Annotated in this window: 19 protein-coding genes and 1 pseudogene; 6 read left to right on the forward strand and 14 right to left on the reverse strand. The window is 45.4% G+C overall.

The genetic code is table 11. The features are described from left to right. Positions 1 to 76: 76 nt before the first annotated feature. The 8 genes and pseudogenes from AB4351_RS17050 to phhA all read right to left on the reverse strand — a co-directional run bounded on the left by AB4351_RS17050 (position 77) and on the right by phhA (position 5,930). The gene (locus tag AB4351_RS17050) at positions 77 to 952 is read right to left on the reverse strand and encodes an NAD(P)-dependent oxidoreductase (RefSeq protein WP_017070192.1); all 876 of its coding nucleotides are present in this window, start codon (positions 950 to 952) and stop codon (positions 77 to 79) included. Positions 953 to 964: 12 nt separating this feature from the next. Continuing rightward, positions 965 to 1,129: pseudogene (locus AB4351_RS17055) on the reverse strand (LysR family transcriptional regulator); the annotation flags it as partial. Between the two features lie 187 nt (positions 1,130 to 1,316). After that, positions 1,317 to 2,033: a YebC/PmpR family DNA-binding transcriptional regulator gene (locus AB4351_RS17060; RefSeq protein ID WP_010432326.1), complete on the reverse strand. Its 717-nt coding sequence runs from the start codon at positions 2,031 to 2,033 to the stop codon at positions 1,317 to 1,319. 96 nt (positions 2,034 to 2,129) lie between these two features. Beyond that, a complete protein-coding gene (locus AB4351_RS17065; protein WP_008216860.1) occupies positions 2,130 to 2,339 on the reverse strand; it encodes a DUF3283 family protein in 210 nt (69 codons plus the stop codon). A gap of 242 nt (positions 2,340 to 2,581) precedes the next feature. Then, a complete protein-coding gene (locus AB4351_RS17070; RefSeq protein WP_136974001.1) occupies positions 2,582 to 3,439 on the reverse strand; it encodes a hypothetical protein in 858 nt (285 codons plus the stop codon). A gap of 126 nt (positions 3,440 to 3,565) precedes the next feature. Continuing rightward, complete coding sequence (locus AB4351_RS17075; protein ID WP_017065111.1) at positions 3,566 to 4,666, reverse strand: Fic family protein; 1,101 nt, start codon at positions 4,664 to 4,666, stop codon at positions 3,566 to 3,568. Between the two features lie 141 nt (positions 4,667 to 4,807). Further along, positions 4,808 to 5,146, reverse strand: coding sequence for a 4a-hydroxytetrahydrobiopterin dehydratase (locus tag AB4351_RS17080; protein ID WP_017065112.1), 339 nt, complete (start codon positions 5,144 to 5,146; stop codon positions 4,808 to 4,810). Beyond that, on the reverse strand, positions 5,136 to 5,930 hold the full coding sequence (phhA, locus tag AB4351_RS17085; RefSeq protein WP_017065113.1) for a phenylalanine 4-monooxygenase: 795 nt from the start codon (positions 5,928 to 5,930) through the stop codon (positions 5,136 to 5,138). Before phhA ends, AB4351_RS17080 begins: the two co-directional genes overlap by 11 nt. Positions 5,931 to 6,129: 199 nt before the next feature. Between phhA and AB4351_RS17090 the strand changes: the two genes are divergently transcribed. Then, the gene (locus AB4351_RS17090) at positions 6,130 to 8,169 is read left to right on the forward strand and encodes an acetoacetate--CoA ligase (RefSeq protein WP_372126679.1); all 2,040 of its coding nucleotides are present in this window, start codon (positions 6,130 to 6,132) and stop codon (positions 8,167 to 8,169) included. A 47-nt stretch (positions 8,170 to 8,216) separates the two neighbouring features. Here the strand turns inward: AB4351_RS17090 and AB4351_RS17095 are convergent, their stop codons facing one another. Beyond that, positions 8,217 to 9,071, reverse strand: coding sequence for an SIS domain-containing protein (locus AB4351_RS17095; RefSeq protein ID WP_017065115.1), 855 nt, complete (start codon positions 9,069 to 9,071; stop codon positions 8,217 to 8,219). Positions 9,072 to 9,298: 227 nt separating this feature from the next. Between AB4351_RS17095 and murQ the strand changes: the two genes are divergently transcribed. Genes murQ through AB4351_RS17115 form a run of 4 tightly spaced genes read left to right on the forward strand, consistent with a single transcriptional unit; the run spans position 9,299 to position 14,603 of the window. Beyond that, positions 9,299 to 10,201, forward strand: coding sequence for an N-acetylmuramic acid 6-phosphate etherase (gene murQ, locus AB4351_RS17100; RefSeq protein WP_136982536.1), 903 nt, complete (start codon positions 9,299 to 9,301; stop codon positions 10,199 to 10,201). A 28-nt stretch (positions 10,202 to 10,229) separates the two neighbouring features. Continuing rightward, positions 10,230 to 11,681 carry a PTS N-acetylmuramic acid transporter subunit IIBC gene (gene murP / locus AB4351_RS17105; RefSeq protein WP_017065117.1) on the forward strand — a complete coding sequence of 484 codons (1,452 nt, stop codon included), beginning with the start codon at positions 10,230 to 10,232 and terminating at the stop codon, positions 11,679 to 11,681. A gap of 12 nt (positions 11,682 to 11,693) precedes the next feature. Next, positions 11,694 to 13,589: a glycoside hydrolase family 3 protein gene (locus AB4351_RS17110; RefSeq protein ID WP_137001644.1), complete on the forward strand. Its 1,896-nt coding sequence runs from the start codon at positions 11,694 to 11,696 to the stop codon at positions 13,587 to 13,589. Positions 13,590 to 13,610: 21 nt separating this feature from the next. Next, positions 13,611 to 14,603: an OmpG family monomeric porin gene (locus AB4351_RS17115; RefSeq protein ID WP_017065119.1), complete on the forward strand. Its 993-nt coding sequence runs from the start codon at positions 13,611 to 13,613 to the stop codon at positions 14,601 to 14,603. Positions 14,604 to 14,856: 253 nt separating this feature from the next. Here the strand turns inward: AB4351_RS17115 and maiA are convergent, their stop codons facing one another. The 5 genes from maiA to AB4351_RS17140 all read right to left on the reverse strand — a co-directional run bounded on the left by maiA (position 14,857) and on the right by AB4351_RS17140 (position 21,357). Next, on the reverse strand, positions 14,857 to 15,561 hold the full coding sequence (maiA, locus tag AB4351_RS17120; protein WP_372126681.1) for a maleylacetoacetate isomerase: 705 nt from the start codon (positions 15,559 to 15,561) through the stop codon (positions 14,857 to 14,859). Positions 15,562 to 15,582: 21 nt separating this feature from the next. Next, positions 15,583 to 16,620: a fumarylacetoacetate hydrolase family protein gene (locus AB4351_RS17125; RefSeq protein WP_372126683.1), complete on the reverse strand. Its 1,038-nt coding sequence runs from the start codon at positions 16,618 to 16,620 to the stop codon at positions 15,583 to 15,585. Between the two features lie 9 nt (positions 16,621 to 16,629). Continuing rightward, positions 16,630 to 17,805: a homogentisate 1,2-dioxygenase gene (locus tag AB4351_RS17130; protein ID WP_372126685.1), complete on the reverse strand. Its 1,176-nt coding sequence runs from the start codon at positions 17,803 to 17,805 to the stop codon at positions 16,630 to 16,632. Next, positions 17,798 to 18,871, reverse strand: coding sequence for a 4-hydroxyphenylpyruvate dioxygenase (gene hppD / locus AB4351_RS17135; protein WP_017067769.1), 1,074 nt, complete (start codon positions 18,869 to 18,871; stop codon positions 17,798 to 17,800). Before hppD ends, AB4351_RS17130 begins: the two co-directional genes overlap by 8 nt. A gap of 437 nt (positions 18,872 to 19,308) precedes the next feature. Continuing rightward, the gene (locus AB4351_RS17140; protein ID WP_372126686.1) at positions 19,309 to 21,357 is read right to left on the reverse strand and encodes a DUF3466 family protein; all 2,049 of its coding nucleotides are present in this window, start codon (positions 21,355 to 21,357) and stop codon (positions 19,309 to 19,311) included. Positions 21,358 to 21,658: 301 nt separating this feature from the next. Here AB4351_RS17140 and AB4351_RS17145 point away from each other — a divergent pair, with 301 nt between their 5' ends. Beyond that, positions 21,659 to 21,904 (forward strand): hypothetical protein, encoded by a 246-nt coding sequence (locus tag AB4351_RS17145; RefSeq protein ID WP_017072318.1) that lies wholly within the window; start codon positions 21,659 to 21,661, stop codon positions 21,902 to 21,904. The last annotated feature ends 167 nt before the right edge of the window (positions 21,905 to 22,071 follow it).

The following is a 22,071-nucleotide window of genomic DNA, read 5'->3' on the forward strand; positions in this document are numbered from 1 at the left end:
TTTAACTGATCGGCATTACCGCTAATCCGCGGCTATTTTTAATTATCTAAACGAAGTTCCTATTACTTCGATCTTTCTACTTCTTTGTCTCTTCAACCACGGCTTTCATCAATACTGATGTATCCATGCGGCCTTGTCCTTCGGCAGACAGTGCCTTGTAGGCGTTGTTGGTCTTTTCAGTCAGTGGAAGCTGGATGCCTTGGCGCTCAGCTTCATCTAGACAGAAACCTAAGTCTTTGATCATCCAATCAATTGCAAAGCCAAAATCGAACTTGTCTTGTGCCATTGTGGTAGCGCGGTTCTCCATCTGCCATGAGCCAGCAGCGCCGTTTTTAAGGCAATCAACCAGAGTTGGGATATCCAAACCTGATTTTTCAGCAAGCACTAAGCCTTCAGATAAGCCATTCAACACTCCTGCAATGCAGATCTGGTTAACCATTTTCGCGCGTTGGCCTTGGCCGACTTTACCCATAAGAACTGACGACTTACCGTAAGCTTCGAACACAGGTTGAAGGTCGTTGAAAAGCGCTTGTTCGCCACCACACATGATGGTTAGCACGCCATTTTCTGCGCCCGCTTGGCCACCAGATACAGGTGCATCCATAAAGCGAATACCGGCTTGCTTCGCTGCCACTTCAAGCTCTTCAGACAGAACTGCAGACGTTGTAGTGTGATCGACAAGAATCGCGTTTGGCTTCATCGCTGCCAATGCGCCTGTTTCGCTGGTTGTCATGCTGCGTACGTCGTCATCGTTGCCCACACAAACCAATACCACGTCAGCTTCCGCTACACATTCAGCCACAGATTCTGCCGCTTTACCTTGGTGTTTATCAGCCCAGTCTAGCGCTTTACTGTGAGTGCGGTTAAATACCGTTACTTCAAAACCGGCTTTGACTAGATGGCCTGCCATTGGGAAACCCATAACGCCTAGCCCGATAAAACTTACTTTCATTTCTTTCTCCTTTTATTTGACCAAACCATCGCTATGAAAAGATCGAACACTCTCAATCAATGCATCAATAAGCAGGGTCAAAGCCTTTGGCTGATATTTTCTTTCTTTGTACACTAAATACGCTTGGCGATCACCCCGATGATACTCAGGGAGTACTTAAATCAGATTCATGTCGGGATAAGACGAACAATATAATGAAGTTCAGCGATAAATCGCGACCAGAGAACGCTTTGTCAGCCGTACATTATGGAACGATGATCAAGGAAAATCAGGTATAACGTTCATAAAAAAACCGAGCACTAGGCTCGGTTTTTTGTATTCTACATTTACTCACAAGAGCAAAGCTATCAATTATAGATTGATATTACAGCTCAGCGTTGTGGTAAACCTGCTGAACGTCATCACAGTCGTCAAGCATGTCTAAGAACTTCTGGAATTTCTCAGAATCTTCTTCAGCTACTGGCGTAGTTGTTTGAGGAACGAAAGTGATTTCCTCAACGTCTAGCGTTAGCTCTGGGAACGCAGTGTTTAGTGCAGTCTTCGTTTTGAAGAACTCAGTCGTTGGAGCGAATACAGTGATAACACCGTCTTCTAGCTCAACGTCAGTCACGTCTACGTCTTCCATCATTAGCGTTTCTAGGATGATCTCGTCGTCTTCGCCTTTAAACTGGAATACAGCTTGGTGAGCGAACATGTGAGAAACAGTACCTTCAACACCGATTTTCGCGCCAGTCTTAACGAAACATTGGCGAACGTCTTGGAAAGTACGGTTGCCGTTGTCAGTTAGACAGTCAACGATTACGCTTGTGCCACCTGGGCCAAAACCTTCGTAGCGAGCTGGTTGGAAGTCTTCACCGCCGCCGCCGTTCGCTTTATCGATCGCTTTTTCGATAACGTGTGCTGGTACTTGGTCTTTCTTCGCTTTAGCAATCAGGTGCTTAAGAGGTAGGTTCATGTCTGGGTCAGAGCTGCCGTTCTTAGCCAGTACGTAAATCTCTTTACCGTATTTAGAATAAACTTTAATTTTTGCGCCTGCAGTTTTCGCCATTGAGGCCTTGCGCACTTCAAAACTTCTTCCCATCGGGATCTTCTCTCTGATTCAATTAACGGTGCAAATTCTAGCAAATTACTGTGTCATTTCAATTCTACAGCACTGCTGGGCAAGGTTTGTCTGCGTTTATGCGACACCCATTACCCGTTTGTATTTTTCTACAGACTGTTCAAACCACACCTTTTCATCTGGGTCACCTAGCTTCATTGCTTCTTCAACAATGGCTTCAGGGCCACATTTCGCTTGCTTCAGTTTCCATACAAGAAACGATGCTTGCTTATCCAGTTCGATTTTATTTTTCTCGCTGGGTGGAAGGAGTGAAAGGTTGATAGACATTGCTAGCCTTCGTCTGTAATACACTTGGCCGAGAAATATATCATAGAGCAGCCTCATAAAACCAATACTATGAGTAACAGAAAGGGTTTATGAGACCCGAAACCAAGCAAGTCACTGATGCAGGTCAAGCTAGTTTGGGAAAGTGCGTTTAGCTCAAAGCACCAATAAGTTTGCACGATATAAGCCAGATCTCATATAAAATAAATAAGAAGAACACGGAGCGTCAATAACTGTGATCCTGTTTATTTCTCACTATCAGTGGGAACTCGCGTTAAGCCCTGCTTATTACTCACATTGAAAAACAAAGCAGCATCCCACGAAGACTCCATCAAATGAGAATAGATAGACATATTTTGTTTATTCTTATTTATAAGTAACTCTTTAATCGTGCCCAATGTGTTTGTGTTGGCATCAATCTGAGTCTGACAGTATTTAACAATAATGACAGGAGGAAGAGAGCCACCAACTCGAAATATGATGTATCCATCTCGTTCCAATTCCATACGAGAGTAGATTTTCATATTGTCAGGAGTTCCATCAATATCATTTATAATCTTCTTAAGCTTGCTATAAAACTCTAATCCATCACAAAAACATTTGTCATTAGCAATAAAACCATTGATTTCGTTAGTTTTATTACAATAATCCTCAACGGATTCAGGGGTAACTGGATACCGAGTCTCATTAATAATGTAACTACTTAAAGTTTTTAACAGCTCAGTCTCGCTCTTAGACAGTTTCATACCTAAGTCCAAAGCAACACTTACTAGGTTATGGCTATAAGCTCTGACCTTTTTTTCAAGTAAATCTTTAGGCGCAGATATGAGTAATGACACAACCCCTGATTTAAGTAACAACTCAAGTGCATAGCCCAACATCAAAACACTCGATTTGTAAGCAGCATCTTTGATAGTTAAGACCTCAAAAACATCACTTGATGTGTAAGAGGTAGTAGTCATTAATGATTCAAGTTCTAGTGTTTTCTGATTGCCGTTTTCTCTAAGTAATTTCGCACTAATGAGTTTGCTATCTGCCTCTTTAACCCAATCAAATTTATTGAAGATCCCTTTTTCGCCACTCGATTTTAAAGGTGCTTTCATCAAAGTCCTACTGTCTCGATTCATGTATGTTTAGTTGACTGAATATTGATTTGTAATTGAAGCTTAGAATACCACTGAAATCCGGTCACTAGAGGCATAGTAAGTTGAAGTATGAGCGTATCACTCCTATTCCGGCAACAGATAGCGCGTGCTTCTACCACCAGAACCAGATTTAACTAAGCAGCCATGCTCAATCAAAGCGTTCAAATGACGTGTTGCTGTGGCACTACTCACCTTTGCTACTTTCTGATATTGGCTGGCATTGATACCTTCTGAAAAATCACCATCGAGCATCCTATTCAGCACTTTTACTTGCTCTGCTGTAAGCTTGGTTTGGTCGATGCTGCGCCAATAGTTGGTCTTATATACAGTTTGGTCGACCTCAGCGAAAACCCCTGTAAACGTCTCGTCTAACGTATCTAAGAACCACATCAACCATTCGCTAATATCGAGTCCCCCTTTCTGGGTTCGCTCCAATATCTCGTAGTAATGCTTGCGGTTAGCGAGAATTCCCACCGACATCGCATAGAAGCGTACCGACTGCTGCTCGGCCTGTGCTAACGCCAAGTCGGTCAACAATCGAGTAATACGACCATTACCATCATCTAACGGGTGTAAGGTGATAAACCAAAGGTGAGTGATTGCGGCTCGCAATAGAGGATCGAGTGTGGCGTCGGTAAGTGAATCATTAAACCATTTGATAAATGTATCTAGCTCAGCATCAAGAATGTCTCGGCTAGGCGCTTCAAAGTGCACGGTTGGGCGGTCAATTCTTCCTGATACCACTTGCATCGGAGCGTCACCTCGTAGCTGACCTCCAACTACAGGGTTAAACATGGTGTAGCCTTGAGGAAACAGTCTATCGTGCCAATGTAAGATCCTATCAAGCGCTAGTGGCTCTGTTAGGTTCTGCACCGCATCCAACATAATTTCAGCTAGGCCATCGGTTTGTTCTGTCGTTGGAAAAGGTCGATCTTCACTGACACCGAGTTTATTGGCTAAAGAAGACCGGACCGAGAAAGCATTAAGCTTTTCTCCCTCAATCGCACTGGAATGGACTATGTTCGCTAATAAGGTGTCGAGCATGGTTTGGGATTGATCTGCCGACTGTGAGGTAATCTTGCCCAATAGAATGCCCTGATTAAGCCGTACTTCTCTTAACCTCACGCCTATTTTCTGATTATCCCAAACAAAGTTTGGCCAATTATCTTGCTGCCAAATCCACATATTACACCCCATGATGCGAAAGTATCACTTATTCAACTCATACTATGAGCTGTTTAAGGCAATTATTCAACTCACCTAATGAGCCGAATAATGAGTTAATCGCATCACAGAGGTTGCAAGAGTAACTTCTAACCTACAAAACTATTCACTCACCGCGAACACATCGCAGCGTGAGGCGCAGATGAAATCATTCTTATGCAAGCCTTTGATTGAGTGGCTCCACCAAGTGACGGTGACTTTGCCCCACTCCAATAAGATCGAAGGATGGTGGAACTCTTCTTCTGCCAGTTCTGACACTATGTTGCTGAATGCCCATGCTTGCTTGTAGTTCTTAAACTTGAACACCTTCTCAAGCTGCGGGATGCCGTCTCTTTCGATGATCTGCCAGTCTGACAACTCCAACAGTAAAGATTGTTGTTCATCTTCACTTAGGGCAATCGCGTCGATACTGCAGGCTTCGCATTTTTGTTCATTCAACATGTGTTGGTTCCTTGGGTTCAAAAAGTGGTGGTAGTAACCCCGCATCGATGGCGAGATCAGCTTGCTGTAATAGGTTTTCCTGACTGATTTTAAAGAGCTCAGATAGCTCGTCGATCACGTAATATTTCGGCTGCATGATGTCGATACGATAAGGCGTTCTTAAAACCGTTTGCAGATCGAACCGCTCGCGAACGGCCAAATCCCCTCCCAACGCATACATAGTTTCCGCTGGAGACGAAAGAATGCCACCGCCATAGATTTTCAGTTGTTGGCCTTCTTTTACTAAACCGAACTCAACCGTAAACCAATACAAACGGGCAAGATAAGCGCGCTGTTTAGATGTGGCGGCTTGGCCTAGTTTTCCATAATGCTCAGTGAAAGCCGCGAAATCGGCATTAGTGAGCATGGCACAATGGCCGAAAATTTCATGAAAGAAATCAGGTTCTTGTAAGTAATCGAACTCGTCTCGCGTTCTCAGAAATGTCGCAACTGGGAATTTCTTATTGGCGAGCAAATCAAAGAATCGGTCGAAATCGATCAATGCAGGCACAGGCTGAACTTGCCAACCGGTTGTTTCCATTAGCACTTTATTTATCTCTGGCAGCTGGGGAACTCTGTCTAATGGTAGATCCAGCAAGGTCAAACCGTGCAAATAAGCATCGCATGCGCGGTCATTAATCACGTCCAGTTGCCTTTTCACTAAGTCGTGCCAAATAGCGTCTTCTTCGAGGCTCCACTCAACCCATCCCTCTTGGCTCACGGGCTTAGAATGATATTGAGTCATTACACTCCTCCTTTCGAATGTCTCACTTTAAGCCTATCTCCACTCCTTATAAGCGCCAATTTGCGCGATTTTTCGAAACAAGCGATCGTGTAACATTTTATTTACACAATTCCACCAAGCGCTTATTTTGCTGAACTTTTGACTTTGTAAAACCTAAATACCAGACTGAAAACGTTAACTTTTTGTTAAAGGTAAAGGAATGCACGAAAGCAATAAGCCCATTTGGCAGCCAAGCGAGCAGCGTATCGCCAATGCCAACTTAACCCGATTCATCGATAGCCTTGAACAGTCTTGGTTAAACCTAGATAGGGACGTAAAAAACTATGCCGAACTCCACCAATGGTCTGTAGTTCAGCCGGAATCGTTTTGGCAAAACGTGTGGCAGTTTTGTGGAGTAGTCGGCTCACAAGACTCTATTAACAAGGCAGAAAGCGAGACCATCAAAGCTCAAGGTGGGAGCCGCTGGCAGCAGCCTAAATCGAACCGTGATGCGGTCTGGTTTCCGAATGCTCAAGTTAACTACGCCGAGAACTTGCTGCGTTTGGCACACACCATGCCTGATGAGCTTGCGATTTGGTTTGAGAATGAACGTGGCGAACAACAGAGTTATACATGGGAAACCCTGTGTGAAGCTGTCTCTAGTGTTCAGCAATGGCTTGTCGATAGCGGAGTGAAACAAGGTGATATAGTTGCTGCGTATACTCCCTATCTGCCACAAACCGTGATAGCCATGCTAGCCGCCACCAGCTTAGGCGCGATTTGGACATCGACCTCGCCTGATTTTGGAGTAGAGAGTGTGATTGAGCGATTCGGACAGGTGAAACCTAAGGTGCTGTTCACCTGTGACGGTTACACCTTCAATGGCAAAACGTTCGATATGGCGGGCAAGAACCGTGAAATCATCGAACACTTAAACGAATTAAAACAGGTGTGTGAGATCGGTTATTTGAAACCGAGTAATGACTTAGAGAAGAGCGATTTAGAGAAGAAAAAAGTTGAACATGATGTGTCGATTCTAAGCTGGCACAGCATCATTAATCACTATCAGACAAAACCTCTTCGATTTACTCGTGTCGGCTTCAATGAACCGTTGTTTGTACTCTACTCTTCCGGCACCACAGGCAAACCCAAATGTATAGTGCATTCTGTCGGTGGCACTACCATCAACCACCTAAAAGAGCACCAGCTTCATTGCGATATTAAACCGAGAGATCGCGTGTTCTACTACACCACTTGTGGTTGGATGATGTGGAACTGGCACGTATCTGCGCTCGCGAGCGGTGCTTGTTTGGTGATCTTTGATGGTAGCCCGGTTTATCCGCAACCCAATGTACTGTGGGACTTGGCACAGCGTGCAGACGTATCGACATTTGGCACCTCAGCCAAGTATCTAGAAGCGATTGAGAAGGCAGAACTCTCGCCGATCGACAGTCACTCTCTTCCTCACTTAAGAACACTGTGCTCGACCGGTTCTGTGCTTTATCCAGAACAGTTCGATTACGTCTACAAACACATCAAGCAAGACCTGCATTTAGCCTCAATTTCTGGAGGGACAGATATTTGTGGCTGCTTTGTTTTAGGTAATCCCATCTCGCCAGTGTATCGCGGTGAGTGCCAACAGGCCGGGCTCGGCGTCGACATCAAAGTGTTCAATTCGTCTGGCCACAAGGTTAATCATGAACGTGGCGAACTGGTGTGTACAAACTCCCTACCCAACTTCCCCGCTGGCTTTTGGAATGACACCGGAGAGCGCTATCACAGCACCTATTGGGATAGGTTCGATAATGTGTGGCATCACGGTGATGAAGTCGCACAGAGCGTGCATGGTGGCTACCTGTTCTACGGTCGAGGCGACACCACCCTCAACCCCGGTGGGGTAAGAATTGGGACTGCCGAGATCTACCAGCAAGTGAACACCATTGACGGCATCATCGATTCGATAGCAGTCGGTAAAAACATCGACCGCAATGAACAGGTATGGCTGTTTGTTCAGCTGCAGCAAGGTGTGAGTTTAGATGAAAAGTTACTGACAGCCATCAAAAGCAAACTCAAATCCTCTTGTTCGCCAAGACACGTGCCAAGCCAGATATTTGCGATCAGCGACGTGCCAAAAACACGCTCTGGCAAACTGGTGGAGTTGGCTGTGAAACAGGTGATCAATGGCAAAAATGTAGAAAACCTCGGGGCTATCGCTAACGCCGAGGTTTTGGAAGAGATAAAGAGTGTTGTTTCGCTTTAGTGTTCCTATCTCAAAAAATCCAAGCTAGAAGAAAGTAAAGTAACCAGTTATCTATGCGAAACCTGACGAATATCTGAGTTGATGTCATCAATAAGCTGTCTTGCTGATTCATCTCTTTGCTTCACTAATGCAATGAACAGCAAATCAGTAATAATGTTTTGAGCTGTTCGGGATGCTATCGATGAACTTCGGTATTGGCTTTCATCAGCAATCGTATCAAAGGATAAATCCGCGATGCTTCGAAGTTTACTTTTACGAGCGGAGGTAAGAGCGATGACCTTAACACCTTGCTCCTTTGCTGTTTCTGCGGCGATTAACACATCTTTTCTTTCCCCTGAAAACGAAATAACAACTTGGACATCTTGCGGGGTAAGCGTACGGGCTATCGCTATCTGAACGTGACTGTCTTGTTCTGCTAAAGCGGTAATGCCTAATTTCAGCAATTTAAAGCTAAACTCTTTTGCCGTGAGTGCTGAGCCTCCAATACCCACGACTTGCACTCTATTGGCACCATCTAACAGTCGAATAGCTTCCGTGCAGGTATCAAGTGACAGCGCATTGGTTGTCTGGATCATCGCATCGGTTTTTTCTTGCACAAGCTTTTGAGAAATAACGCTGAATGGGTCATCGGCCAGAATATTACTGTGCAGTGGGGTGGTTTGAATGGCGTGCTTTCGACCTATATCCTCCGTCAGCGCTAACTTGAATTCACTGTAGCCTTTAAAACCAATTCGCTGCGTAAATTTCACGATACTTGATTGACTCACGTTGGTCGCTTGCGCCAGTTCTTGGCTTGTCAATGAGGCTGCCTGTTCCACATTTGATGTTATCCAATCCGCAATTTTTCTCGCATTGGCAGAGAGCTGAGTACGACGGCTGACAATTTTATTCACGACTGACACATTTCACCTCGATTATTTTAGAATAAAATATTCCTAATGAAGAATAATTAATATTCAGTTCAAACCGCCAATTAAGTCGGAATGCCTGGGATTTAGTATAAATTTATCACAATTATTCCACCTAAATCACCACTTCAGAATAACTCTAACTGTGATTTTTATCACTCAAACGGAATATTTTATTCTTTAGTATCGCCCTCAGTTTGTATTGGGTAAGAGAACAAGTAATGAAGATCGATTTGAACCGTTTGGTTACAGAGAGCCGCAATCCTGCAAGCGCAGACATTGATAAGCTATCAACAATTGACATGCTAGCCGTCATCAACAAAGAAGACCAACGTGTTGCGTTAGCCGTAGAAGAAGTCCTTCCTCACATTGCAAAAGCCGTTGACGCGATCACAAGTGCTTTTGCAAAAGGTGGCCGATTAATCTACATCGGCGCTGGCACTTCTGGGCGCTTAGGCATTTTAGATGCAAGCGAATGCCCACCGACTTATGGCACGAGCCCTGAACAAGTCATTGGCGTTATTGCTGGCGGGCACCAAGCCATCTTAAAAGCTGTAGAGAACGCGGAAGATGATCCTGCGCTCGCACAAGCAGATTTAAAATCGTTGGCGCTAACAGAGTCAGACGTAGTCGTCGGAATAGCCGCGAGCGGTCGAACTCCATATGTGTTGGGTGGCCTCACCTATGCTCGATTCATCGGAGCGACCACTGTGTCAATTTCATGTAACCCCGGATCTCCAATGGCAAATTCCGAAGACATTGCGATTACTCCAGTTGTCGGCCCTGAAGTGGTGACTGGGTCATCAAGAATGAAGGCCGGTACCGCTCAGAAATTGGTTCTCAATAAGTTGACCAGCGGCGCCATGATCCGCAGTGGGAAAGTGTTTGGAAATTTGATGGTTGATGTAGAGGCGACCAACGCCAAACTCGTCCAACGTCAAATCAACATTGTTATTGAAGCAACCGGAGTTGACAGCAAACACGCTGAATATGCGCTTAACGCTTGTAATAACAACTGCAAAACCGCAATTCTCATGATTTTGGCTGGCATCAGCGCCGAAGAAGCCTGTGCACGACTCAATAAAAGCGGTGGTTTCATCCGAACTGCACTCGCCGACGAATAATTAAATTCAGTTATAAAAGGTAATTCAAATGGCAAAAATAACGCCTACCATGATTGAAGCTTTACTGTTGGCCGTTGGCGGCAGTGGCAACATTCGTAAATGTGGGAACTGCATGACCCGCTTACGTTTAGCCCTCGTAGACATCAATCAAGCGTCTCTGGATACCATCAAGAAAACCCCAGGCGTTCTGGGTGTGGTAGAGAGTGACGAACAACTTCAGATCATTCTTGGGCCAGGTAAAGCGCAACAAGCTTCTGAGCTGATGAACAGCTTGATGCTTGAGCAGCCTGAAGCGACCGTAAAACAAACTAATGCAGAGGAAGATTTGTCTACGGTTGCGGCTGAACAAAAAAAGCAAATGAAGAGCAAGCAAACCAGTGGAGTACAGCGATTTCTTAGTAAGTTCGCTACCATCTTTACCCCCTTAATCCCTGGCTTTATCGCGGCGGGTCTGTTGCTTGGTTTTGCAACCTTACTTGAGCAGACCTACATTATCGATCAAGAACCAAGCAAGTCGCTGTTAGACCTTGTTGCCTACATGAAAGTATTTGGTACCGGCCTTTTTGCCTTTTTGAGCATTCTGATTGGCTATAACGCCCAGCAAGCCTTTGGCGGCTCTGGCGTTAACGGGGCGATTCTGGCTTCACTGTTCGTCTTGGGATATGACCCAACCGCCACGTCCGGCGTCTACTCAGGGATGAATGAGTTTTTCGGATTCTCTATCGACCCGCGTGGCAACATCATTGGGGTATTACTCGCGGCAATCACCGGTGCTTACGTAGAGAAACTGGTTCGAAAATACATGCCCGATGACCTCGATATGATCCTAACGTCTGTCGTCACGCTTCTCATTATGGGCGCGGTCACCTACTTGTTGATCATGCCGATTGGTGGCGAGTTGTTCAAAGGCATGTCTTGGTTATTCCTTAACTTAAACGACAACCCATTTGGTGCCGCTTTACTGGCTGGCCTATTTCTTATCTCTGTCGTGTTTGGTATTCACCAAGGGTTTGTTCCTGTCTATTTTGCACTTATGGAAGCGCAAGGCTTTAACTCTCTGTTCCCAATCTTGGCGATGGCGGGTGGCGGTCAGGTCGGCGCGTCAATGGCGTTGTACTTCAAAGCCCAAAAAGACTCTCTTCTTCGCACTCAAGTCAAAGGGGCTATTGTGCCTGGTTTGTTGGGTATAGGTGAGCCGCTGATTTACGGCGTCACACTTCCACGAGTAAAACCGTTTGTTACCGCTTGTATTGGCGGTGCAGCAGGCGGGTTCTTTATTGGATTGGTCTCTTACTTAGGGATGCCAGTCGGTTTAAATACAGTGTTTGGCCCATCGGGTATCGTCGCTGTGCCATTAATGACTTCTAACAGCGGTATTTTTGCAGGGATGGCGGTGTTTGTTATTGGTCTTCTTATTTCGTATGTCGTGGGTTTCTTTGCTACGTACATGTTTGGTTCCAAAAACGTTGATTTAACTTAGGTAAAAGCAGTGATGAAATTGAATAAGATCATTTTGAGTACAGCAGTATTGTCTGTTGTGGGTTGTTCGAGTGGCATGAATAAATTCAGTAATCAAGACCTAGAGCAGTACCAGCAACAACCAGAAAAATACGCTGAAAGCGTCGTAAGTACGATGAATAACAGAGAGTTAATTGGTCAAACATTGATGATGGATTTTCGCTCGTGGGGCAAAGACCCATACACCGATGAAGAGATCCCTGTAACTCGAATTAACCATGACATAAGCTCGATGATCACCGACTACCATATCGGCGGTGTAATTCTATTTCGCCAAAATCTAGTGAATTCGAATCAAATCGTCGAGTTCACTGATGCCTTGCAAGAGGCGAGCAGTAACCTACCTCTTCTCATCGCGACTGACCAAGAAGGCGGTTACGTCACTCGATTGCAGAATGGCACAGAGATGCCAGGAAACATGGCGCTAGCTGCCTCTGGTGACGCGAACAATGCTTACGTTGCTGGCAAGATTCACGGCTCAGAGCTGTCCGCTTTAGGCATTAACTACAACTTCGGCCCTGTGGTTGATGTCAATGTGAACCAGAACAACCCAATCATTGGTGTGCGCTCGTACAGCAGCAATGTTGATGTGATCAATGAAATGTCTACCGCCTACATGGATGGTATTCATGAAGCTGGCGTGATCAGTGCACTGAAGCACTTTCCTGGGCATGGCAACGTGAGCGTCGATTCACACTACGATTTACCAGAAGTCAGCTACTCACGAGAAGAGTGGGAAGCGATCGACCTCGCTCCATTTAAGTACGCGATTGAGCACGGTACCGATTCCATAATGTCAGCGCACGTGACGCTACCAAGCGTGGATGACACTATGATCCAAGCGACCTTAAGTGACAAAGAAATGCTAATCCCTGCAACGTTCTCCAAACCTATTTTGACTGGGGTTTTACGTGACAAAATTGGCTTTGATGGGCTAATTGTGACCGATGCGCTCGATATGGGGGCCATCGCTGACAACTTTGATCGCAACTACGCAGTTCACGCTTCACTTTACGCCGGTGCTGATATTGCTTTGATGCCGCTTCAAATTACCAACCGAGATGAAATCAAACAGTTGGAAAGCCTATTTGTCTACCTAGAAGACAAAATGGAAACCAATCCAGAGTTCCTTGAGCGTATGAAAGAAGCCGCAACTCGCGTTATAAAGAAAAAGCTTCAAATGGGTCTGATTTACCAAACCACAGACAAACAGTTTGCCATCGACTCAGTAGGCTCTGAAGCGAACAAACTTGAAGAGAAAAAGGTCGCTGATGCATCAATCACGCTTATTGAAAACCAAAATAATGTATTGCCTGTCGATCCAAGTGAAGCCAGCAATATCCTAGTTATTTCTGATGAAGATAGCCGCAATGCACTTGTAACCAAGTACCTGAACGTTGTGAAACAAGAGACAGGTAATCACCCAATGTTCATTAGCGAGCAGAAAGCGGCATTAATGGAAGATAACTTAAATGAAAATGAGCTTCGTAGCACCATTGTAAAGTCCGATCTGATTATCATGTCGACATACAACCTAATGGGCCACGCGGCAAATGCTCAGAAAATCGTAGATATCGCGAACGCTGAAGGCAAAAAACTGGTGATGATTTCAACGCGTAATCCTTACGACATTGCCCATGTAGACGGTGTACAAGCGAACATCGCTATTTACGGTATCACAGGGTTCGACGTGACCAACAATGACCGCAATTCACTTGAAGCAAACATTAGCTCTGGTATTCGCACCTTGTTTTTAAACCCTCAAACGGGACTGCCTCTGAACGCACCAACAGGAACTCTTCCAGTAGATGTAAAAAATGACAACGGTGACGTTATTTACCCATTCGGCCATTCAGTGAACTACCAATAATTCGTCCTAGGAATAATAAAAATGATAAATAAAAAGTCTGGAGCTACCCTACTAGCACTGCTTCTACCTAGTCTCGCGCTTGCGACTGAAGACAACGCCGTAAAAGTTGAAACGGAAGAGCTAACCCAAAACTTTACCTCTGAGTGGAACGTTGCGTCGAACATTTACATGGAAATGGAAAAGTTTGAAGGGCACAGAGACCCTGATGGCAATGCAGTGATAGACAAACTCACCCCAGTCGCACAGCTATTCATTAATAGCCCTAACTCCAAATGGAGCTATTTTCTTGAACATAAAGTGGCGCGCCGTTCGATCACTGAGGATCTAAATAACACAGATAACTCGTTTCAACGAAACCGTACTCAGATTGGTGCGACTCGTAACTTAGTTCGCAACGATGATGTGGTCTTTAATCTGAACGCTACATACCGAAAAGAATCTAACGACTCTGCACCGGGAACAGATGCTCGTGGCAGCAACAACCTGTACTGGATAATGCCTAGTGGTGAGTTTAAGATCACCGATAAACTCTCATTCTCTTACTGGGATGCGTTTTACTACTATGATCGCTTCGTAGGAGAGAACGATTACGAGTGGGAAGCGGAGCATGGTTTTGCGTATAAACACAGTGATAGTTTCACAGCAAAAGTCTACCTATACACCGATTGGACTTGGGATAACGACCAAAACAAGAACTGGGAACAAAACCAGATTCGTGGGTACTTCCCAACTAAAATTAATGACAAATGGAGCGTGATGCCTTATTTCCGCTACTTCATCAACGAGAAAATCTATGATGCGTCAAACAACTACAACGTCGTCAATGAGACAGACGACGGGCTGCGTTTAGGTTTGAATATCGACTATAAACTGAGCCCTAAATCAACGTTGTGGGTAGGTATGGCTTACGAAGAAACCAAGTGGGATGAGTCTAAGTCTGCGGGCCTAACCAGTGGTTCAGACAACAGCCAGAAATTCTATCTAGCTCAAGCGGGTTGGAAGTATAAGTGGTAACAGCTTGATTATATTTTCGATGTAACAACATACCAACCGGAGGCGCGTTCTCCGGTTGGTATACTAATGATCATGACTTCTCCCGTTTCATTGATACTAATCTGCACCAATAAAACTGCACACTCAATCAAGCGACTTTCCAATACGTGAAGATATTCGTATATTGCTAAATGAGCAATCAGGCTAGAACAGAATAGTCCAAAAACGGTTTTGGTAGCGTAAGGGAAAAGTATTTGCGTTTACATCAGTGAATCTACATGGAATCATTCGCATCCGCTTGATTCTCTGGCATCGCCTCAATAAAAGCAGGTAACTGATTGCACGCTTCGACAATTGAGTTAATCAGCGGATAAGGTGACATATCAACGCCAAAACGCAGCGCGTTATACACCTGTGGCACCAAGCAAATATCGACAATGCATGGTGAATCGGTGAGGCTATACACCGAATCACCGTGTGCTTTTCTGTGCTTTGCCAGTTTCTCTTCTAGAGCACGGAAACCTTGGTTCATCCAATGATGAAGCCAGTCCATTCTCGCCTCTTGCTCGCAAGACAATTCTCGCTCCAAATACTGCAACACGCGCAGGTTGTTCAGAGGGTGAATTTCTATCGCAATATCCTGAGCCATAGCCAACGCTTGATAACGCAGCGGTGTTTGCTCTGGAATGAGCGAGGAGTCAGGGCTGCTCTCACACAAATAGTGTTCATCGAGATATTGAAGAATAGCCAGTGACTGATTGAGTTGAACTTCACCATCCACCAGCACCGGCACTAATTCACTGGCATTGAGTTCGCGATATTGTGGATCATGCTGCTCGCCGCCATTACGCACCAAATGGACCGATTTAGACTCATAGTTGAGTTGCTTTAGGTTTAATCCAATACGCACCCGATAGGCAGCCGAAGAGCGCCAGTAACCGTAAAGTATAATGTTCTTGTTCACGATGCTCTCGCTCATACTGAAACCCTATTACGTGGATTATAGCGCTCGATACTGGCTCACTTTTTGGTCTATCGCGCCAAAAATGGAATCACCCGCCGCATCAAGCATCTCAAACTTGATCGAGTCACCAAACGACATGAATTGAGTCGACGGTTTACCATCACGAATCGTCTCTATCATGCGTACTTCAGCAATACATGAATATCCCACACCACCTTCAGAAATCGAGGTGCCATGGTCAGTGCCTTGTTTATTAGAAACCGTGCCTGAACCTATGATCGCGCCCGCCGATAATGGTCGAGTTTTAGCTGCATGCACAACCAACTCTGCAAAATTGAAAGTCATATCTATACCGGCATTCGGACAACCAAAAGGCTGGTCGTTGTAGGTCGATATCAGCGGTAAATGTACCTTGCTGCCTTTCCACTGTTCGCCAAGCTCGTCAGGTGTGACTGCGACCGGGGAGAACGCCGAAGAAGGCTTAGACTGGAAAAAGCCAAAGCCTTTCGCGAGCTCTGCTGGAATCAAGCCACGCAGTGACACATCGTTCACCAACATCAGTAAACGAATCGAATCATGCGCTTGCTTGGCGCTGGCTCCCATTGGCACATCTCCGGTAACAACCGCAACTTCACCCTCGAAATCAATACCCCATTCGTCGCTGGCAAACTCAATATTGTCACGCGGCCCGATAAACGCATCTGAGCCGCCTTGGTACATGAGTGGATCAACCCAGAAGCTTTCTGGCATTTCAGCACCACGAGCCTTACGCACCAGTTCAACGTGGTTTACATAAGCGCTGCCGTCTGCCCATTGATAAGCGCGTGGAAGAGGCGATTCACAATACTGAGGTGCAAACACTTCACTGCCTGTGACATGTCCGTTGTTTAACGAGGTGTATAACTCTTCTAACTGAGGTGCAACGCTGTCCCAGTTATCCAATGCTACCTGCATGGTTGGCGCTAGATGCATCGCATGGAAAATTTCGGTGGCAGCTACACATTGTTTAAGATCTTTACTTACGACCATCAATAGACCGTCGCGAGTGCCATTTTTCTTGGTTGCTAATTTCATCCTTGTCCCTTACTTCTTATCGTCAGCCATGGTTTGAGAACCTGTCTCTTGCAAACCCGTGTCTTGCCAACTGTAGACATATTCTTTGTTCTCAACGCTATCGAGTTCACCAGAGAACTGCAGCGCATGGCGAGTATCGATCATCACCGCGACTTCATCGGTGAACTTTTTCTTATGCGCTTGCCCAGCCTTAAAGGCTTTAGGATGAGGCCCATGAGTGAAGCCCGCCGGGTGGAAAGTCACCATACCCGCTTCAATATTATCGCGGCTAAAGAAGTCACCTGCGTGATAGAACAGCACTTCGTCGTAGTCATCATTGTTGTGGTAGAACGGCACTTTCAATGCACCTGGATCGCTCTCAATCGGGCGTGGTACAAAGGTGCACACCACAAAGCCTGCGCCAACAAAAGTGGTGTGTGCTGACGGTGGCAAGTGGTAACGATGTGACATCAGCGGTCTGATATCGCGCCAATTCACTTTCACCACCGCTAAGTCGCCATGCCAACCAATTACATCCAATGGATTGAACGGATAGGTGATCACACTGACTTTGTCGTGGCGTTTCACCTGAACCTGAGTTTGATTTTCTGAATACTGAGCGCGGAATTGCTCATTGATAGAAGGTATGTCGAGCACCGCCGGATCAAACACCGCGTGATTGCCGACCATGCCCTTCTCAGGCAAGGAATAAGCCGCGTCGGTGTTCTCAATCATCAAGATGAACATCGGCTCACTTGGCTCCAAGCGCCAATTGGTTGAGCGCGGGATCATCACGTAATCCCCTTCACTCACCTCTAAATGACCATAGTCGCAATAGAGATCTGCCCTACCTTGGTGAATGAACAGCAGCTCATCACCGTCAGAATTACGCACCAAGAAATCCATCTTCTCATCCATGCGCCACACACGGATTTTGCAGTCCGCATTGTGCAAAAGATGAGGCACCGCCCAAGGGGTTATCTGGCTAGCTTTCTCCACCAGCGTAAAATCAAAAGCGCGAGGACGTAAATCACCCTCCCACTCCGACCAACCTGTTGGGGCATGCTGGTGATGAAAGTGAGCGGCAGGGCCAAAGAATCCACTTCGGCCCGCTTCTCGCTCATAAATTGCCTCTTCGGGGAAGTCGGCGTGCGCTTGTTTAGAGCACACCCCCTCCCGATGAGGAAACGAGATCCATTTATGCATCGTCTAATACTCCTCGACGAATCTGGTCCTCTTCAATCGATTCAAACAGCGCCTTGAAGTTACCTTCACCAAAGCCTTCGTTGCCTTTACGCTGAATGATTTCAAAGAACACAGGCCCAATTACCGTCTGTGTGAAAATTTGCAGCAAGATGCCGTCTTTGGTCGGCGCGCCATCAATCAGAACCCGTAAATCGCGCAGCAGATCGGTGTCTTCACCGTGGCCCTTCACACGCTCGTCGACTTTCTCGTAATAGGTATCTGGGGTTGGCATAAAGTCCATGCCGCGATCACGCAGGGTTTTCACGGTTTTGTAGATGTCATCCGTTGCGAGCGCGATGTGTTGGATGCCTTCGCCGTTGTATTCGCGGATGAACTCTTCGATTTGTGATTTGTCGTCTGAAGACTCATTGATAGGGATGCGGATTTTGCCACATGGCGAGGTCATGGCTCTGCTCACAAGGCCTGTCAGCTTGCCTTCAATGTCGAAGTAGCGAATCTCGCGGAAGTTACCGATGCGCTCATAAAACCCAGACCAAACATCCATATTGCCTTGTTTCACGTTGTGCGTGAGATGGTCGATTTCATACAAGCCAACATTGGCTTCGGCCATGCGCTGTTCCGCATCGTCATAGAATCGGAAATCAACGTCATAGATGCTCTGCTTGCCATAACGATCCACAAAATAGAGCAGGCTTTCACCGATGCCGTAAATGGCAGGAATACTCAGCTCCATCGGCCCTATTTCTGTTTTGTACTCTTCACCGCCGCCCTTAAACGCTTGTTCCATTGCAGCTGTCGCTTCGTTGACACGAAAAGCCATGCCACAGACCGATGGCCCATGCACTTTAGCGAACGCTTCCGCTTGGCTGTGTGGCTGCTCATTGACGATAAAGTTGATGTCACCTTGTCGATACAGCCAAGCCTCTTTTGAACGGTGCTTAGCGATCTCGGCAAAACCAAGTGACACAAACAGCGCTTTAAGTTGCTCGATTCCCTTGTGGTCAACGGCCGTGTATTCAACAAACTCGAATCCATCCGTACCAAGCGGGTTGTATGTATCCACCATGAACTTTCTCCTTGTACCTATTGGTTTTGTATTACGTGTTTTTTGTCCTTAATTAAATTTGGCCCACAAGCGGAAAGATTGGAATGCATCGAAGGAAATGGGCAATAACGCTAAAAACCCGTCAAGTTGTAAAATAATTGTTACACACAAACCCTCGCAACAGGAAAGTGAGTGCTATCAAGGGATTGAAGAGTGGTGGTTTGATTTACAGCAAAGCAAGAGATGTTGCTTAATTGTTACAAGTGATTTTTTTGGCTAAAGCAGAAAGAGATAAGTGTATGTTGAACGTAAAAAGAGCATCACAAAACAGGTGATGCTCTTTTAAAAAGCTTCATATCCCAGCGGTATTCTTATGGGACGAAGTATCAAACCTAACCCATTACTTTAATGGTTGACGGTCAAATAGAGGTTGTTTCTCTCGTGAGCACGTCATCAATTTAGGCAATCACAGAACGAGACTTTTTCAAGCGAACTGAAAGCACGGACATTAAACTGATAAGCACCAATAGCCCGGTACCGGCACCACTACGTTCAACATCTTCAGCGCTATCATCACTTCTTTCAGCAATGTCTTCACTTGTTGCTCCAGATATCGGGATAAGTTTTACAGCCACCACCCTCTCGTCACCTACTCCATCATTACAATAAGCAAAGTGTGCGGTTGAATCATAAGCCATAGAAGAGGAGCTACTTTCACTCGCAAAACATTGTATTGCCGTCCCTGAGATAACACCCGCGTCATTAATGTCGGTTGCGTCCAATATTCTAAAGTGGTTGTTGGCATCACTGTCGTCACCACCGTTAGTTAGGTCGTCTAACCACCAAGCTTGATCATTATATCTTGCACGTCTATCAGCATCGGTACCAGTGTCGTTATAAGGGAAAATGAAGCCGCGATGCCTTCTTTCATGTCCGTCTACTTCAGCGTGAGTTTCGGCGTCAACATAGCCAACGATTTCATTGTAGCTGTTGATCTCACTTGCTTTTCCCTCTGCACTGTCAAAGAAAATGTCTTCACCTAAACTTGCGAAGAATGTGGCTGTTGGCGTTGTGTCATTCGCATCAGCGACGAACATACGATTATCAGACACACGATCCGACGGATAATCACCATCTCTTTTTGCATAACCAATAACCATCATGTTTTCATTAATGTCTGTTGCGACAGAATTACTGTGAATGTATGAATCACTCACTTCTACCGTCGTATTAGCGATAAATGTAGTCGTCCAAGCATTTTCCGAAACGCTGAAATTTGACGTACTGCTTGGCCTAAACACAGCAGCCTGCATAAGAAAGTTATCTGAATCATCTAGTTCCGTATTGTAACCAACTAAAACAGGATAAGAGCTATATGTCCCTCTAGACGAAATCGTTGCAGCCCTCACACTCGCTTGTGCTGAAGCTTCATCATCGTTGTAAGAGTAATAGGTCGAACTGGTTTCCCAATCGGATACTGCAAAACGGTTTCCATCATCATTGGGACCATTCGCATCGGTTATATTCCAGACAAAAGCTCGATTAGCAAAAGCAAAGTTCTGACACTCTGGATATAAAGCAGGCTCAATATCTTCATCGATACAATTATCTAGATCCTCAGCATCACTGTCGGATGTGTACGGAGAGTCATAATCTTTGTATCCATCACTGTAATAAAAAGTCGCAACGGACGCGCTTCCGACCACATAGCTTTCCCCTCCATAACTGAAAGAGTCAAAAGCCATCGTTCTTCCCATTTGGGAGATTATATTCGCTTCGCCGTCAGCATCGCTGATCGTAATGCTGGTATCGGCTTCAGGTTGGAGAACCGTAAATTCAGTGCCTGTATCGTAGTAACCACGCTGCCTATACAACTGAATATATTGGTTGTTATAACTGTAGTAACCACTGCTGGTGTTACCAAGAACAAAACCATTCTCGTCAACTTTAGTGATGACCTTCTCCTCTGTTCCATCAACAAAGGAATAACTATAACTGCTCACATCAGGTGGGTTGCTGCCAACATCTGGGATCTCGCTTAGCGAAGAAGAATCATAAAAAGCCGTGGAATTGGTCTGATAGCTCGGCCCGTAATACGCATCACGCTCATTTTTCAAGCCTCCAATGCCCGCATCATCATCGCCATACCACAATAAAGAACTCCAAGCTTCACAAGTCGCGTAGCCAAGTTCGCTCGTGCAGTAGCTATAGATATCGTCATAATCCAAATAGTAGAACGTGTTATCGATACCAAAGGGGACCTCCTCTTTAAAGGAAAAACCTGGTTCTGCATTTTGAGCTTCCCCTGCGAATGCGTAGTCGGTGTCACCACAACTGGTACTAAAGCAATCCGTTGTACCAAGCTCTGGTTCAACTGCGACCCCATACACCGATTCCGTTTCTACTGGTGATTCCTCCAAAACCACCCTATAAAGCGCAGCGTTACTATAAGAAGCAACCAACAACGTAGAAGAGACAACGACTGATTTTTTTACCATTGCCTTCATTCTACGGCTCCTAAAAAATAATCCATTTCAATACCAACGATAGCTTTCTGCCTTTATTGCTAAAGGCATTAAATTCATGAGTTCAATAGTGGACTAGGATAAAAATAGAAAATGTGGAAACTATGTAGAAACAATGGAGGTTTAAACAACCTGACTTGATGGGCTAATGATCTGATGCTCTTATAAAGTTAAGCGCTAACTTTCATCTCCTAGATTTATCCATTTTCTCTGCTAATTTGATCGCTAACCTATTTGCGTCAAAGAATTACACTTATATTTGGTTACGAATAGGAATTAAATGATGAACAAAATCACGACAGCATTACTTTTACTGACATCGACATTCGCGCTTCAAGCGTGTGCTGAAAGCCGTGAAGGCCCAAGAGAAATGCCAAGCTTTGAAGAAATGGATGCAAACGGTGATGGCGAATTACAATTAGAAGAGCTCAGAGGTCCACTCGCCGATGACTTTGATAAACTAGACGCAGATGGAAGCGGTGGTCTATCGGAAGAGGAAGTTCCGCCACCACCACCAAGACGTCAATAATGGTTAGAGGGTTATCCTAAAATAGTGATAATTCAATGCGAGCTGATGGGGTATAGCACCCTGTCAGCTCGCTATTCATTTCTAACAAAAGAGTGCTTATACATGGCCTAAGATGAATAAAGAAATCAATGTCCATATTTCCCACACGATCGAGGGCTAATATTGGT

The sequence above is a fragment of the Vibrio sp. 10N.261.51.F11 genome (genome assembly GCF_041471665.1).
GTDB classification, from domain to species: domain Bacteria; phylum Pseudomonadota; class Gammaproteobacteria; order Enterobacterales; family Vibrionaceae; genus Vibrio; species Vibrio crassostreae_C.